Below are 15,222 nucleotides of genomic sequence, written 5' to 3' on the forward strand. Positions count from 1 at the left end.
GACGAATCCCCAATCCCCAATCCCGGCACCACACATATGCCGGTTGCGTATAAGCACCATCCGAATGGTTGCTTCAGCGCACGCCCGACCCTGCCTACAGTGCAATCGATGCCGCGTGCCGTGCGCGCGGCGCTGCATCTTTCGCAGACGAGGGCAGACGATGGCGCGCGCATCCACCGCAACACGGCCGGCCCCGGCGACGTCGGCGGTCCGCATCGAACCGTTCGCCGCGCCGCTGGGCGCGCAGGTGCTGGGACTGGATCTGACCCGGCCGCTGGATACGGCCAAGTTCGCGCTGTTGCATCGCGCGCATCTGCACTACCACGTGCTGGTGTTTCGCGATCAGCGCATCACGCCCGCGCAGCAGGTGGCCTTCAGCCGCCGCTTCGGACCGCTGCAGATCCATGTGCTGCGCCAGTTCCAGTTGCCCGAGCAGCCGGAGGTGCTGGTGGTGTCCAACATCAAGGAGAACGGCCAGCCGATCGGGCTGGGCGACGCCGGGCACTACTGGCACTCGGACCTGTCGTACAAGCCGACGCCGAGCCTGGGTTCGATGCTGCTGGCGCAGGAGCTACCGGCCGAAGGCGGCGACACCCTGTTCGCCAACCAGCACCTGGCCTGGGACACGCTGCCGCCCGCCCTGCAGCGCGCCGTCGATGGCCGCCTGGCCGAGCACAGTTACCTGGCCAAATACGAGGAACTGCGCGCGCGCAATCCGTGGCGCCCGCCGCTGAGCCAGGCGCAGATCGACGAGGTGGCGCCGGTGCAGCATCCGATCGTGCGCACCCATCCGGAAACCGGGCGCCGCGCGCTGTTCGTCAGCGAGCACTTCACCACCCGCATCGTCGGCCTGCCGCAGGACGAAAGCGATGCGCTGCTGCAGGCGCTGTTCGCGCACAGCAGCGCCGATCCGCTGGTCTACCGGCATCGCTGGCAGGCGCACGACATGGTGTTCTGGGACAACCGCTCGGTCACCCACCTGGCCGGCGGCACTCCGGACCATCTGCGCCGGCGCCTGCACCGCACCACCATCGAGGGCGACGTGCCGTTCTAGGCCGACGCCAGCGCCGGCACGGCGCACTGCCCCGCCACTCCGCCCCTCCCCGCAACGGAGCGACGCATGACCGCTTTCGATTCACCTGCTTTCCCGGCAACCGCGCCGCGCGACGCCGCGTCGCGGCGGCTGCGCTGGTTCGCCGCCACGCTGTTCGCCATCGCGCTGCTGCACGGCCCGCCCGCGCACGCCGAAGGCCGGCTGCGCATCGCCAAGCAGTACGGCATCGTCTACCTGCTGCTGGACGTGGCCCAGCAGCAGAAGCTGATCGAGAAGCACGGCAAGGCCGCCGGCATCGACATCGAGGTCGAAACGCTGCAGCTGTCCGGCGGCGCCGCCGCCAACGATGCGCTGCTGTCCGGCTCGATCGATGTGGCCGGCGCCGGCGTCGGCCCGCTGTTCACGCTGTGGGACCGCACCCGCGGCCGCCAGAACGTGCGCGGCGTGGCCTCGCTGGGCAACTTCCCCTATTACCTGATCAGCAACGATCCGCGGATCAAGACCCTGGACGACTTCGGCCCGCGCGACCGCATCGCCGTGCCGGCGGTCGGCGTGTCGGTGCAATCGCGCCTGCTGCAGCACGCCTCCGCGCAGCGCTGGGGCGAGAAGGCCTACAACCGGCTGGATACGCAGCAGGTGGCGGTGCCGCATCCCGACGCCGCCGCGGCGATCATCCGCGGCGGCACCGAGATCACCGCGCACTTCGCCAGTCCGCCGTTCCAGGAACAGGAACTGGCGCGCAATCCGAAGGCGCACATCGTGCTGGATTCGTACGCGATCGAGGGCGGCCCGACCTCGGCCACGGTGCTGTACGCCACCGAGAAATTCCGCCGCGACAATCCCAAGACCTACCAGGCCTTCGTCGCCGCGCTGGCCGAGGCGGCCAGCTTCGTGCAGCGCCAGCCGGAACAGGCGGCGGACCTGTTCGTGCGCGCCAACGGCGGCAAGATCGATCGTGCGTTGGTGCTGCGCATCCTCAAGGACCCGAAGGTGCAGTTCAAGACCGCACCGCAGAACACGCTCAAGCTCGGCCAGTTCCTGTACCGGATCGGCGCGATCAAGCAGGCGCCCGGCACGGTCAAGGACTATTTCTTCGACAGCGCGCAAGTCGCCGGAGGCAGCTGAGATGAGCGCATTCGCACTGGCGCCGGCGCCGCTGCTGCAGGTCGAGCGGGTCAGCCTGGAATACGCCACCGGGCAGCGTGTGGTGCGCGCCACGCATCAGGTCAGCTTCGACGTGTACGCCGGCGACCGGCTGGTGCTGCTCGGCCCGTCGGGCTGCGGCAAATCGACCCTGCTCAAGGCCATCGCCGGCTTCGTCGCGCCCAGCGAGGGACAGATCCGCCTGGATGGGCAGGCGCTGCGCGCGCCGGGGCCGGACCGGGTGGTGGTGTTCCAGGAATTCGACCAGTTGGCGCCATGGAAGACGGTGCGCCAGAACGTGGCCTTCGGCCTGCGTGCGGCGCGCAAGCTGGGCCGGCGCGAAGCGGCCGAGCGCGCGGACCATTACCTGCAGAAGGTCGGCTTGTCCGCGTTCGCCGACGCCTATCCGCATACCCTCTCCGGCGGGATGAAGCAGCGCGTGGCGATCGCGCGGGCGCTGGCGATGCAGCCGCGCGTGCTGCTGATGGACGAACCATTCGCCGCGCTCGATGCGCTGACCCGCCAGCGCATGCAGGAACAGGTGCTGGAACTGTGGGACGAGTTGCGCTTCACCCTGCTGTTCGTGACCCATTCGATCGACGAGGCCTTGCTGGTCGGCAACCGCGTGGTGCTGCTGTCGCCGCATCCGGGCCAGGTCCGCGCCGAACTCAACAGCCATGGCTTCGGCCCGGCCAGTGTCGGCAGTTCGCCGTTCCAGCAGGCCGCGCAACGCATCCACCGGCTGCTGTTCGACCCGCCCGGCGGCTCCGGCACCGACACCAGCGATGCCGATACCGACGCCGCTGCCGGCGCCAGCAACGTGGCGCCGTTGCGCAGACGCGCGGCACTGCGCGAGGTCGCGCCGTGAGCGCCGCCGCGCCGCTGCGGCCGCCGATTCGCGCCGAGTACGAACGCCCAGTGGTCGCCTACGTCGCGACCGCAGCGACACTGGCGCCGCCGCCGCGGCGGTTGCCGGACTGGCTGCGCCAGGCGCTGATCCTGCTCGCCCTGGCCGGGCTGTGGGAAGCGGCCGCGTACTGGCTCGACGACGACCTGCTGCTGCCGGGCTTCGTGCAGACCGCACGCGCGTTCGCCGACGGGCTGTGGTCGGGCGAATTGCTCGGCCGCGTCGGCGCCTCGCTGCGCATGCTGGCGCAAGGCTATGCGCTGGGCGTGGCGTTGGCCTTCGCGCTGACCGCGCTGGCGGCCTCGACCCGGATCGGCCGCGACCTGCTGGGCACGCTGACCGCGATGTTCAATCCGCTGCCGGCGATCGCCCTGCTGCCGCTGGCCATGCTGTGGTTCGGCCTGGGCAACGGCAGCCTGGTGTTCGTGCTGGTGCATGCGGTGCTGTGGCCGCTGGCGCTGAACACCTATGCCGGCTTCCAGGGCGTGCCGGAGACCTTGCGCATGGCCGGGCGCAACTACGGGTTGCGCGGGCTGCGCTACGTCGTCGCGATCCTGGTGCCGGCCGCGCTGCCGGCGATCCTGTCCGGCCTGAAGATCGCCTGGGCCTTCGCCTGGCGCACGCTGATCGCCGCCGAGCTGGTGTTCGGCGCCACCTCCGGCCAGGGCGGTCTTGGCTGGTACATCTTCCAGAACCGCAACGAGCTGTACACCGACCGCGTGTTCGCCGGGCTGGCGATGGTGATCCTGCTCGGCCTGCTGGTGGAAGGCGCCGGTTTCCGCGTGCTGGAACGGCTCACCGTGCACCGCTGGGGCATGCAGCGCTGAGTGGCGGGCAACGCGCGCCCATTCCATGCAGCGCGCGCCGGACTTGACGGCCGCCCCGGCCTTGGCCGAGCATCGCGGCGACTGCCGCTGCCGCTTCGTGCGCAGCTCGGCCCGCGCCCGGTCAGCATCGCGAGCACGAGGACCATGCCGGCAAGCGACAGTCCACCGCACAGCGCGTCCGCCCCAGCGAGCGAGGTCGCCGCACGCAACGGCGTGCCATACCTGGCCTGCATCCTGGCCGAGACCCGCAGCGGCCCCTACTACATCGCCACCGCACCGACGCCGCAGGCGCTCGATGGCTTGGGCAGGACGCTGCGCGCACGCAACAACGTGCGCGGTCAAACGGAGGATCCGGTCGCGATCCTTGCGGTATGGTACGAGGAATGCGAGAACGAAGTGGCCGCCTTGCTGCGTGCCGCCGAGATCTCACGGCTCAGCCATTGCTGGCAGCGCGGCCTGATCGAATCGTTCAATCCGCAGTGGCTCGACCTCAGCGGGCTGTCGGTCGGGTTTCCATGGATCTTCACCCTGCCCGAGCGCAAGGGATCGAGCTACCACCTGGTGACCGACCTGTAGCCCTGCGTCGCAGCGCGATGCCCGCGCCGGACGAAAAAAGGGAAGGCGCCAGTCCCGGCCGCCTTCCCACCCTGGCACTGCGTCGGCTGCGGCGTTCAACGCTCGGCGGGCGCCGGCTCCACCCACTGCGCGAACACCGCGTCGATCCTGGCGTCGGCCACCGGCTTGCCCTGCTGCACCGCGTCGGCCTGCTCGAACAGCGGCACGATCATCGCCATGCCGTCGAGCTTGGTCTTCAGGTGCACGCCCGGCGGCTTGCCCAGGAAGGCATCCCAGTGCGCGCGCACCCTGGCCCAATAGCCCTGCGTCGCCTTCCAGTAGGCGTAGGCCGGCTTGAAGTCGACCTCGTCGGTCTTGACGTAGTCGTTGAAGCCGAATTCGCGCGCGATCGGCTGCTGGCTGCCGTCGGGCTTGCGCAGCACCTTGGTGTTGAACTGCTCGTGGGTCCAGCCGGCGGGAGTCAGCGTGTGCCGGTTGATCACCGCCAGCGCGTTGTAGTCGCTGCGCCTGGTGTATTCGCGGCGCGGCAACGGACGCCAGCTCAGGTCGCTGGTCCAGGTCGGGTGGCCGTCGGCGTAGTCCCAGCGGCCGGTGCCGCAGTAGCGCGGCGCATCGCTGACTTCGTACACGCACTGGGTCCACGCGCCGCGGGTCGCGGCCGCGGCCAGCGGGCGCACCTGCCAGGTCTGGTCGGCGCTGAACTCGAAGCGCTGCGGCGCTTCGTAGTTCCAGTCCTGGCGCCAGTGCTTGGTCACGTGGCCGCTCTTGCTGTCGACCAGCAGATGCTGCAGCACCACCTTGCGCGGGCTGTCCTCGACCACAATCACCACTTCGTTGGCGCCGCTGCGCATCGCCGGCGCACGCTCGTAGCCGGGCTTGAGCAGCACGGTCTCGTCGAAGGCGAAATCCACCATGTACTCGCCTTGCATCGCCAGGATGCTGGCGCGGTCGCGTTGCGGATCGGCGTCCTGGGCGTGGGCCAGGCCGGTGGCGGCGAGCAGGAGCAGCAGAAGCGGTGATTTCATCGTGGTGATCGGTCGCGGTAGCTGAGGAAAAAAGGAGAAAACGCGCCCTACAGGCGCAGCAGCGGCCACGGCCGTTGCGGATCGTGGCGCGCGCTCGTCGGGCCGGCGCGGGCGCAGCAGCAGTCGTCGACCAGCACTTCGCCCTCGGCCGCTTCCAGCCGCGCGATGCGCCGGGCGATGCTGGCGCCCAGCGGCGACACGCTGGCGACGCTGGCCGCCAGTTCGCCGTCGCTCGCATGCAGGCGCAGCGCCCGCGCGCGCCAGCTGTCGCCGCTCAGGCGGCCGGCCACGCGCCGCCACAGGCGCTCGCCGACGCCGGCATCGGCGCTGCCGCTGTGCACGGCGGGCAACATGGACAGCAAGGCGTCCCAGGCGACGAAATCGCTGTCCGGCAACAGGTACAGGCGCCAGCAGCAGCGCCCCTGGCGATCGTAGAAGCACAGGCTTTCGCGCAATCCATCGCTGTCCACGCCGAGCTGTGCGCCGACACGCAGCGCATGGTTCCAGCCCATCAGTTCGGTGCCGAGCTGCGCGCGGTACAGGCACAGCACGGTGCCCAGCGCCGCCAGCTGCGCCGGGCGCGGCAGCGGCGCGGATGCGGCGATCCGGGTCGTGTCGGTGGTCGCTGGCGCCGCCTTGCCCATGCGCCGCTACCAGTCCAGCGCCAGGCTGACCGAAACGCTGCGTCCGGCGCCGGTGTAGCGGTCCAGTACCGCGCTGCTGGTCGGCGTCGCGCTGGGCAGGGTGTTCCAGTCGATGTAGCGGCGATCGGCCAGGTTGAACACGCCGACGTTGAGGCGCGCGCCGGGGGTGAAGTTCCAGTGCGCCAGCAGGTCCAGCGTCGCGTAACCGGACGGCGTGTAGTACGTCGGCGACGCCGGACGTTTCTTCTTCGCCACGAAGGTGCCGACCAGTTGCGTGCCCCAGGTCTGGCGGTCGTAGGCGAGGCCGAGCACGCCGCGCAGCGGATCGATCGAATTCAGCGGCGTGGCGTCGGTCTTGTTGTCGCCGCGCGCATAGGCGGCGCTGGAATGCAGCGACCAGCCGGCCCAGCGCGCGGACAGCGCGCCGAAATCGACGCCGGCCTTGGCCTCCACGCCCTTGATCACCACGTGATCGACGTTGCGCGACTGGTACAGCATCAGGCCGTCGGCGTTGTAGCCGACGAAGCTGTAGGACTCGATGAAGTCGCGGTAGTCGTTGTAGTAGCCGCTCACCCCGACATAGCCCGCCGCCGCGGTGTAGCGCAGGCCCAGTTCGGCGCCCTTGCTGGTCTCAGGTTTCAGGTCCGGATTGGCGATGGCGGTGTAGCCGAACTGCAGGTTGGTGAAACCGATGTTGACGTCGTTGTACGGTGGCGCGCGGAAGCCGTGCGCGTAGTTGGCGTACAGCGACCACGCATCGTCGATGCGCCAGATCGCGCCGAGCTTGGGCGAGACGTTGCTGTCGGTGACCTTCTCCACGGCCACGCCGGGGTTGTCGGTGGCGAAGATCGCATCGACCTTTGGCGACAGCCGGTAGTAGTCCACGCGCAGGCCCGGGATCAGGCTGAAGCGGCCGTCGGCCAGGCGTATCTCGTCCTGCAGGTAGGCGCCGGCCTTGGTGGTCTCGGTGACCGGGAAATCGCGCACCGGGAAGGTCTCCACACCTACCGTCTTGCTGATCGCGCCGGTGCTCAGGTTCTGCGCGTAGCCGTCGCGCTTTTCGTGGGTATCGCTCCACGACAGCTCGATGCCGTAGCTGACATCGTGGACCACGCTTCCCTGGTCCACCTGCTTGTGCAGGTTGGCCTGCAGCCCGTACAGGCGCTGGTCGAAGTCGTGCTCCATGTGCCGCAGGGTATTGTTGCTGCGGCGTTCGTCGGTGCGTTGCAGGCTCTCGCTGTCCTGCCGGTACAGCTGCCACTGCAGGTCGTCGGCGAGCAGCGTGTCGAGCTGGTCCACTTCGTGGGTCAGCGACACGCGCGCGCGGGTCTGATGGTCGCGGCCGCGCTGCGACAGGATGCTGGAAGTGACGTTGCTCAGCGCATCGATGCTGGAATAGTCCTCGTTGCCTTCCACGGTCAGCTTGAAGCGCTGGTTCGCGCTCGGCGCGTACACCAGCTTGCTGAGCAGGCTGCGGCCGTCGCTGCTGAGCGGATTGGGCGCGGTGCGCGCCGCACCGGTGCTGCGGTTGTCGCCCTGGGTCTCGCTCTGCTGGCCCTGGCGATGGCTGACCGCGGCCATGCCGCTCCAGCGCTCGCCGCCCAACGCGACCAGCGCGCCGGCGAACAGGCCGTCCCATTCGCTCTCGTAGCCGAACTTCAGGCCCACGTAGCTGTTCTTGCCCGGCGCCAGATAGTCGGCCGGATCCTTGGTCACGTAGGCGACCACGCCGCCGAGCGCGTCGGAGCCGTACAGCGAGCTGGCCGGTCCGCGCACGATCTCGACGCGCTTGAGCGTCTCCATGTCGACGAAGTTGCGGTTGGCGTTGAGATAGCTGCCGAAGCTGAAGGTATCCGCGACCGGGATGCCGTCGGTGAGCATCAGCACGCGGTTGCCGTCCAGGCCGCGGATGCGGACGCCGCCGATGCCGCTGAAGCGGCCGCTGTTGCCGGTGACCGAGACGCCGGGGCTGTAGCGCAGCAGGTCCTTCAGGTCGTAGACCAGTTCCTGGTCCATCTGCGCGCGGTCGATCACGTCGACGCTGCTGGGGACATCGACGATGGCGCGCTGGGTGCGGGTGGCGGTGACCTGCAGGCGGTCGAAATCGCGCGGCGTGGCGGAACTGGCGGAACCGGCGGTGTCTGCGGTGTCTGCAGCGGCGTCGGCGGAAGCGGCATGCGCGCAGGCAGCCAGCGCCAGCCACAGCGCGCCGGTGAGCGGAGCGGTACGGATCATGGAAGTCATCGGTGGTCGCGAAAAAGTCCCGGCCACGCCGGCACGAGCCGGCGCAAGGGCCGAGGAGAGAAACGGTCGCGACTGCGGGCGGCCGCAGCGGACCCATCGGGTCCGTCCAGGTGGCGGCAGTGTCGAGCGGGTGGGCTGGCCGCGCTGCGCGGCCGGCCGGCTTACTTGGTCAGGATCAGCTTGTCGTTGCTGGTATGGCGCAGGCGATAGACGCGGTCGCCATGCTGGATCAGCACTTCGCGGCGCCCCTTCAGCAGCGCTTCGCTGCTGATCGTCTCTTCGACCGGGACCGCGCGCGGCAGCGCACGCTCGCGCAGGCTCAGGGTTTCGGGGTGACGCAACAGGACGGGTTGAGCGGTCATGGTCGGGTTCCGTACTCAGGGGTCGATACGGATGATAATGATTCTCAATAATTAAGCAAGAGCCGTTCTCGTTTGTGGCGATTCAAGCTGCAAATAGGAAAACCGACTTTGACAGCCTAGGCAAATCAATCATGGCGCGCGGCTCGCGCGCCGTACCCCCACCCGCCTTCCGCGCCGAAGGCGGCGCGGCTCAGGCCACCGCCGCCTCGACCTGCGTCCACCACGCCGCGTCGTCGCGCGCGGCCAGCTGCAGCGCGTCGAAGTTCTGCAGCAACTGCGCGACACGGCTGGCGCCGAGGATCACCGTGGACACGTGCGGGTTGCGCAGGCACCAGGCGATCGCCAGCGCCGCCGGCGCCACGCCTTCGGCGGCGGCCAGCGCGGTGAAGCGGCGCGCGCGCTCCACGCGGCGCTGCGCCGGCGGCCCGATCACCTCCTCCTGCAGCCAGGCATTGCTGGCCTGGCCCAGGCGCGAGGCCGGGTCGATGCCGTCGTTGTACTTGCCGGTCAGCAGGCCCGAGGCCAGCGGCGACCAGATCGTGGTGCCCAGGCCGAGTTCGGCGTACAGCGGCGCGTATTCCTGCTCCACGCGCTGGCGGTGCAGCAGGTTGTACTGCGGCTGCTCCATCGACGGTCCCTGCAGGCCCAGCGCCTGCGCCACCTGCGCCGCCTCGCGGATGCGCTCGGCAGGCCATTCGGAGGTGCCCCAGTACAGCACCTTGCCTTGCCGGATCAGCGCGTCCATCGCGCGCACGGTTTCCTCCACCGGCGTGTCGGCATCGGGACGATGGCAGTAGTACAGATCCAGATAGTCCACCCGCAGCCGCTTCAGCGCGGCATGGCAGGCGTCGGTGACGTGCTTGCGCGACAGCCCGCGCTGGGTCGGGCGCGGTGCGTCGACCGCGCCGAAGTACACCTTGCTGGACACGCAATAGCCATCGCGCGGCAGCCGCAGGTCGGCGATCACATCGCCCATCACCTGCTCGGCGCGGCCGCGCGCGTAGACCTCGGCGTTGTCGAAGAAGTTGACGCCATGGTCCCAGGCGGCGGCGATCAGGTTGCGCGCTTCGTCGCGGCCGATCTGTCCGCCGAAGTTGATCCAGGCGCCGAACGACAGCGCCGACAGTTGCAGCCCGGTGGCACCGAGGCGACGGTAATGCATGGCAACTCCTCCTGCTGAGCGAACCCGCGGCGCGGCCGGCGGGTGGCCGCACAGTGTAGCGGCGGCGCAGCAGGGCCCGTCGGCCTACACCCGTCGACGGTAGCAGCGCGCGCCTACTCTTCCGATCCCCACTCCCCACTCCCCACTCCCAAATCCCCGACTGAACACAGCTCGCCTTGCCGCCCGTCCCCCCCTGCACTACGCTCCCCCTCTTTGGTCCGGCGATCCAGGGGAAGCAGATGGTCGAGGGTTTGGGGAGGATCGGCTTCGGCCTGTTCGGGTTGGCGGTGTTGATCGGGATCACCTGGTTGTTCTCGAACAACAAGCGCGCCGTGGATTGGAAGCTGGTCGCGACCGGCCTGATCCTGCAGATCGGCTTCGCCTCGCTGGTGCTGCTGGTGCCGGGCGGGCGCGAGGTCTTCAACTGGTTGGGACAGCTGTTCGTGAAGGTGCTGAGCTTCGTCAACGAAGGCTCCAACTTCATCTTCGGCAGCCTGATGAACACCACCAGCAACGGTTTCATCTTCGCCTTCCAGGTGTTGCCGACGATCATCTTCTTCTCCGCGCTGATGGGCGTGCTCTACCACCTGGGGGTGATGCAGGCGGTGGTGCGGGTGATGGCCTGGGCGATCACCAAGGTGATGCGCGTGTCCGGCGCGGAAACCACCAGCGTCTGCGCCAGCGTGTTCATCGGCCAGACCGAGGCGCCGCTGACGGTACGCCCATACATTCCGAAGATGACCGAGTCCGAGCTGCTGACGATGATGATCGGCGGCATGGCGCACATCGCCGGCGGCGTACTGGCGGCCTATGTGGGCATGCTCGGCGGCAGCGATCCGGCGCAGCAGGCGTTCTACGCCAAGCACCTGCTGGCGGCGAGCATCATGGCCGCGCCGGCGACGCTGGTGGTGGCCAAGCTGCTGATCCCGGAGACCGGCACGCCGCTGACCCGCGGCACGGTCAAGATGGAAGTGGAGAAGACCACTAGCAACATCATCGACGCGGCCGCCGCCGGGGCCGGCGACGGCCTGCGCCTGGCGCTGAACATCGGTGCGATGCTGCTGGCGTTCATCGCGCTGATCGCGCTGGTCAACGCACCGCTGACCTGGATCGGCGAGGCCACCGGCCTGGCCGCGGCGATCGGCCGCCCGACCAACCTGGCGACCATCTTCGGCTACCTGCTGGCGCCGATCGCCTGGGTCATCGGCACGCCGTGGGCGGACGCGACCACGGTCGGCTCGCTGATCGGGCAGAAGGTCGTGATCAACGAGTTCGTCGCCTATACCGAGCTGTCGAAGATCGTGAAGGGCGAGGTCCCTGGCATGCGGCTGAGCGAGGAGGGCCGGCTGATCGCCACCTACGCGCTGTGCGGCTTCGCCAACTTCAGTTCGATCGCGATCCAGATCGGCGGCATCGGCGGGCTGGCCCCGGAGCGGCGCCAGGACCTGGCGCGGTTCGGCCTGCGCGCGGTGCTCGGCGGTTCCATCGCCACCTTCATGACCGCCACCATCGCCGGCGTGCTGTCGCACTTCGGCTGATGCGCTTTCCCTTTCCCCAGTACTTGTTGAGAAGCAGCACATGCCTATGAGTTCGGTCATCGTCGTCGGTTCGTTCAATGTGGACCACGTCTGGCGCTGCGAAACCCTGCCCGCCCCCGGCGCCACCATCGCCGGCCGCTACAGCACCGGCCCCGGCGGCAAGGGCTTCAACCAGGCGGTGGCGGCGGCGCGCGCCGGCGCCCGCACCACCTTCGTGTGCGCGCTCGGCGACGATGCCGGCGGCGCGATGGCGCGTGCGCTGGCGGCGCAGGACGGCATCGCGCTGGCCGCCGAGGCCAGTGCCGAGCCGACCGGCACCGGCGGCATCTACGTCGACGGCCACGGCCGCAACACCATCGTCATCGGCGCCGGCGCCAACGCCGCATTGAGCCTGGACTTCGTGCAGGCGCAGCGCGGGCTGCTGAGCTCGGCGCGGGTGCTGCTGGCGCAGCTGGAATCGCCGATCGAGACCATCGAGGCGACCCTGGCGCTGGCCCGCGAGAGCGGCCTGACCACCGTGCTCAACGCCGCGCCGGCGAATGCGCAGACCAGCATCGGCCTGCTCAAGCTGGCCGACGTGCTGACCCCGAACGAAACCGAGTTCGCCGCGCTGCTGACGCGCCATGTCGGCGAGCGCGTGGATGCCGACGACGTCGCCGCCACCGATGGCGGCAGCCTGCACGCGCTGTGCCGCAAGCTGCTGCCGGGCGGCACCGTGGTGGTGACGCTGGGCGCTGTGGGCGCGTTCATCTCGCATCCCGAAGAGCGCCAGCGCGGCGACACGCAGCCGTACTACCGCATCGGCGCCGAAGCGGCGCACACCGTGGACACCACCGGCGCCGGCGATGCGTTCAACGGCGCGCTGGCGGCTTCGCTGGCGCAATCGCCGAACGCCGCCTTCGCCACCCATGTGCGTTTCGCCAACCATTACGCGGCGCGTTCGACCGAAGCCGAAGGCGCCGCCGCGGCGATGCCGCGGCTGGTGCCCGACGCCGGTTGAGCCATCCGCTGCGCAGGCAGCGGCGTTCCTGGATCACACAACACCGCCCGGCGTCGTGCCGGGCCTGCATCACGACAAGGAGTTTTCGATGCCGCGTTTTTTCGCCACCTCGTGCGGCGCGCTGTGCGCGCTGCTTGCCCCACTGTCCGCCTTCGCCGCGCAACCGTGCGACTGGAACAGCACTGCCGTGGACGCCGACCGCGCCGCGGTGACCGTCTCCGCGAGCAGTCTGCAACAGGCGATCGCGCCGCACTACGACGATGCCGACCAGGAAGACGGCGCGGCACTGGCGCGCACCTTGCTGCAGCGCGCGCAGTCGCCGCAACTGCCGGGCAAGCTGGAAGGCCGCTGGAAGGTGCGCTCGATCCAGGTCGACCAGCGCTTCGCCTATGCCTACCCCTACTTCAAGGCCGAGATCGCGCGCGATGCCTGCGGCTACCGTTTCAGCAAGACCAGCGGCTCGCAGCGCCGCAGCGGTACGCTGTATCCGCTGGCCAAGGACAGCCGCGAGTTCGCGTTTCTCGGCGCCAGCACGGTCAACGACGATCCGCAGGGCCACTACGCGCCCGGCAATGTCTCGGACGGCACCAACGGCAACAGCGTCGGGCGTCTGGTGGCGCTGGGTCCGGACGAACTGCTGCTGATCCTGGACGGCACCGCCAAGGGCTTCGAGCTGTACCAGCTGATCCGCTGAGACGCACGCGGCGGATCGCGTTCGCGCGCGATCGGGTCGGCGACCTGGCCGCCCTGCCTCGACCAGGCCGGCATGAATGTCCCGCCGCAGCGCCCGAGTTGGCAGCGGCCGCGACGGCGGCGACAATGGCCGCATGCGCATCGGCCCCTACACGATCGAACCGAAGGTGATCCTGGCGCCGATGGCCGGGGTCACCGACAAGCCGTTCCGGCTGTTGTGCAAGCGTCTGGGCGCCGGCCTGGCGGTCTCGGAGATGACCATTTCCGACCCGCGCTTCTGGCAGACCCGCAAGTCGCTGCAGCGCATGGACCACGCCGGCGAGCCGGACCCGGTCAGCGTGCAGATCGCCGGCACCGAACCGCAACAGCTGGCCGAGGCGGCGCGCTACAACGCCGACCACGGCGCGCAGCTGATCGACATCAACATGGGCTGCCCGGCGAAAAAGGTGTGCAACGCCTGGGCCGGCTCGGCGCTGATGCGCGACGAGGCGCTGGTGGCGCGCATCCTCAGCGCCGTGGTGAAGGCCTCGCCGGTGCCGGTGACGCTGAAGATCCGCACCGGCTGGGATTGCGACCACCGCAACGGCCCGGCCATCGCGCGCGTCGCCGAGGACTGCGGCATCGCCGCGCTGGCCGTGCACGGGCGCACCCGCGACCAGCATTACACCGGCCAGGCCGAATACGCGACCATCGCTCAGATCAAGGCGATGCTGCGCATTCCGGTGATCGCCAACGGCGACATCGACTCGCCGCACAAGGCCGCGCAGGTGCTGGCCGCGACCGGCGCCGACGCGGTGATGGTCGGCCGTGCGGCGCAGGGCCGGCCGTGGATCTTCGGCGAGATCGCGCACTACCTGGCGACCGGCGAACTGCTGCCGGCGCCATCGCTGCAGTTCGTGCGCGACACCCTGCTCGGCCATCTGCAGGCGCTGCACGCGTTCTACGGCGAGGCGCAGGGCGTGCGCATCGCGCGCAAGCACCTGGGCTGGTACGCCAAGGACCGGCCCGAGAACGCCGCGTTCCGCGCCGTGGTCAACCGTGCCGAGAGCGCACAGGCGCAACTGGCGTTGACCGCCGAGTACTTCGATGCACTGATCGCCGGCGTGCCACCGACCTTGTCCGCTGCCGCCTGACGTCTTTTTCCTGGAGCAACGCCATGGACTCGTCTGCCGATACCCCGACCTATCTGCACGGCTATTCCGACACCGAACAGGCGCGCCTGCTGAAACAGGCGCGGCTGCTCGAGGCCACCTTGTTCAACCAGATCGACTACACCGGCGCGCGGCGCCTGCTGGAAGTGGGCAGCGGCGTCGGCGCGCAGACCGAAGTCCTGCTGCGGCGCTTCCCCGAGCTGCACGTCACCGGCATCGATCTGAGCGAGGCGCAGTTGCAGGCCGCGCGCGACAACCTGCAGCGCATGCCCTGGTGCCAGGACCGCTACACGCTGCAGCAGGCCGACGCCGGCGACCTGCCGTTCCAGCCGCGCAGTTTCGATGCGGCGTTCCTGTGCTGGGTGCTGGAACACGTGCCGTCGCCGGCGCGGGTGCTCAGCGAAGTGCGGCGCGTGCTGGCGCCGGGTTCGCCGGTATACGTGACCGAGGTGATGAACGCCTCGTTCCTGCTGCACCCGTACTCGCCGAACGTGTGGCGCTACTGGATGGCGTTCAACGACTTCCAGTACGACCATGGGGGCGACCCGTTCGTCGGCGCCAAGCTCGGCAACCTGCTGCTGGCCGGCGGTTATCGCGACGTCAGCACCGAGATCAAGACCCTGCACCTGGACAACCGCGAGCCGGCGCGGCGCAAGACCATGATCGGGTTCTGGGAGGAAGTGCTGCTGTCGGCGGCCGAACGGCTGCTGCAGGCTGGCGCGGTGGACGAAGAGACCGTGGCCGGCATGCGCCGGGAGATGGCACAGGTGCAGAGCGATCCGGACGCGGTGTTCTTCTATTCGTTCGTGCAGGCGCGCGCCACGGTCTATTGAACCGCGCTCACGGCGCCGCTGGCCTGCACACCAAATAGCGGCGACATGTCCGCATTCTCGGTG

Annotated in this window: 15 protein-coding genes; 10 read left to right on the forward strand and 5 right to left on the reverse strand. The window is 69.4% G+C overall.

The genetic code is table 11. From position 1 onward, the window contains the following. Window positions 1-160: 160 nt before the first annotated feature. The 5 genes from AB3X08_RS17775 (at window position 161) to AB3X08_RS17795 (ending at window position 4,507) form a co-directional block, all read left to right on the forward strand. Window positions 161-1,054, forward strand: a complete 894-nt coding sequence (locus AB3X08_RS17775; RefSeq protein ID WP_369934083.1) for a TauD/TfdA dioxygenase family protein — start codon at window positions 161-163, stop codon at window positions 1,052-1,054. Window positions 1,055-1,120: 66 nt separating this feature from the next. Next, the gene (locus AB3X08_RS17780) at window positions 1,121-2,179 is read left to right on the forward strand and encodes an ABC transporter substrate-binding protein (RefSeq protein WP_369934084.1); all 1,059 of its coding nucleotides are present in this window, start codon (window positions 1,121-1,123) and stop codon (window positions 2,177-2,179) included. A 1-nt stretch (window position 2,180) separates the two neighbouring features. Next, window positions 2,181-3,065: an ABC transporter ATP-binding protein gene (locus AB3X08_RS17785; RefSeq protein WP_369934085.1), complete on the forward strand. Its 885-nt coding sequence runs from the start codon at window positions 2,181-2,183 to the stop codon at window positions 3,063-3,065. Further along, entirely contained in the window at window positions 3,062-3,931 is an 870-nt protein-coding gene (locus tag AB3X08_RS17790) for an ABC transporter permease (protein ID WP_369934086.1), read from the forward strand. The genes AB3X08_RS17785 and AB3X08_RS17790 overlap by 4 nt, the downstream gene beginning before the upstream one ends. Window positions 3,932-4,075: 144 nt before the next feature. Further along, on the forward strand, window positions 4,076-4,507 hold the full coding sequence (locus tag AB3X08_RS17795; protein ID WP_369934087.1) for an endonuclease: 432 nt from the start codon (window positions 4,076-4,078) through the stop codon (window positions 4,505-4,507). A 95-nt stretch (window positions 4,508-4,602) separates the two neighbouring features. Here AB3X08_RS17795 and AB3X08_RS17800 read toward each other — a convergent pair whose 3' ends face one another. The 5 genes from AB3X08_RS17800 to AB3X08_RS17820 all read right to left on the reverse strand — a co-directional run bounded on the left by AB3X08_RS17800 (window position 4,603) and on the right by AB3X08_RS17820 (window position 9,944). Beyond that, on the reverse strand, window positions 4,603-5,532 hold the full coding sequence (locus tag AB3X08_RS17800) for a DUF6607 family protein (RefSeq protein ID WP_369934088.1): 930 nt from the start codon (window positions 5,530-5,532) through the stop codon (window positions 4,603-4,605). Between the two features lie 47 nt (window positions 5,533-5,579). Then, the gene (locus tag AB3X08_RS17805; RefSeq protein ID WP_369934089.1) at window positions 5,580-6,176 is read right to left on the reverse strand and encodes a Hemin transport protein; all 597 of its coding nucleotides are present in this window, start codon (window positions 6,174-6,176) and stop codon (window positions 5,580-5,582) included. A gap of 6 nt (window positions 6,177-6,182) precedes the next feature. Further along, a complete protein-coding gene (locus AB3X08_RS17810; protein ID WP_369934090.1) occupies window positions 6,183-8,411 on the reverse strand; it encodes a TonB-dependent hemoglobin/transferrin/lactoferrin family receptor in 2,229 nt (742 codons plus the stop codon). A 170-nt stretch (window positions 8,412-8,581) separates the two neighbouring features. Next, entirely contained in the window at window positions 8,582-8,782 is a 201-nt protein-coding gene (gene hemP, locus AB3X08_RS17815; protein ID WP_009577197.1) for a hemin uptake protein HemP, read from the reverse strand. A 190-nt stretch (window positions 8,783-8,972) separates the two neighbouring features. Then, complete coding sequence (locus AB3X08_RS17820; RefSeq protein WP_369934091.1) at window positions 8,973-9,944, reverse strand: aldo/keto reductase; 972 nt, start codon at window positions 9,942-9,944, stop codon at window positions 8,973-8,975. A gap of 239 nt (window positions 9,945-10,183) precedes the next feature. Between AB3X08_RS17820 and AB3X08_RS17825 the strand changes: the two genes are divergently transcribed. From AB3X08_RS17825 to AB3X08_RS17845, 5 genes are all read left to right on the forward strand, one after another. After that, on the forward strand, window positions 10,184-11,482 hold the full coding sequence (locus AB3X08_RS17825) for a NupC/NupG family nucleoside CNT transporter (RefSeq protein ID WP_369934092.1): 1,299 nt from the start codon (window positions 10,184-10,186) through the stop codon (window positions 11,480-11,482). Between the two features lie 46 nt (window positions 11,483-11,528). Further along, a complete protein-coding gene (locus AB3X08_RS17830; protein ID WP_369938565.1) occupies window positions 11,529-12,482 on the forward strand; it encodes a ribokinase in 954 nt (317 codons plus the stop codon). Between the two features lie 88 nt (window positions 12,483-12,570). After that, window positions 12,571-13,176 carry a DUF4893 domain-containing protein gene (locus AB3X08_RS17835; RefSeq protein ID WP_369934093.1) on the forward strand — a complete coding sequence of 202 codons (606 nt, stop codon included), beginning with the start codon at window positions 12,571-12,573 and terminating at the stop codon, window positions 13,174-13,176. 133 nt (window positions 13,177-13,309) lie between these two features. After that, window positions 13,310-14,308: a tRNA dihydrouridine synthase DusB gene (dusB, locus tag AB3X08_RS17840; protein ID WP_369938566.1), complete on the forward strand. Its 999-nt coding sequence runs from the start codon at window positions 13,310-13,312 to the stop codon at window positions 14,306-14,308. Between the two features lie 23 nt (window positions 14,309-14,331). Then, window positions 14,332-15,159, forward strand: a complete 828-nt coding sequence (locus tag AB3X08_RS17845) for a class I SAM-dependent methyltransferase (protein WP_369934094.1) — start codon at window positions 14,332-14,334, stop codon at window positions 15,157-15,159. The last annotated feature ends 63 nt before the right edge of the window (window positions 15,160-15,222 follow it).

Origin of the sequence: Xanthomonas sp. DAR 34887 (assembly GCF_041245805.1) — a bacterium.
Lineage (GTDB): Bacteria > Pseudomonadota > Gammaproteobacteria > Xanthomonadales > Xanthomonadaceae > Xanthomonas_A > Xanthomonas_A tesorieronis.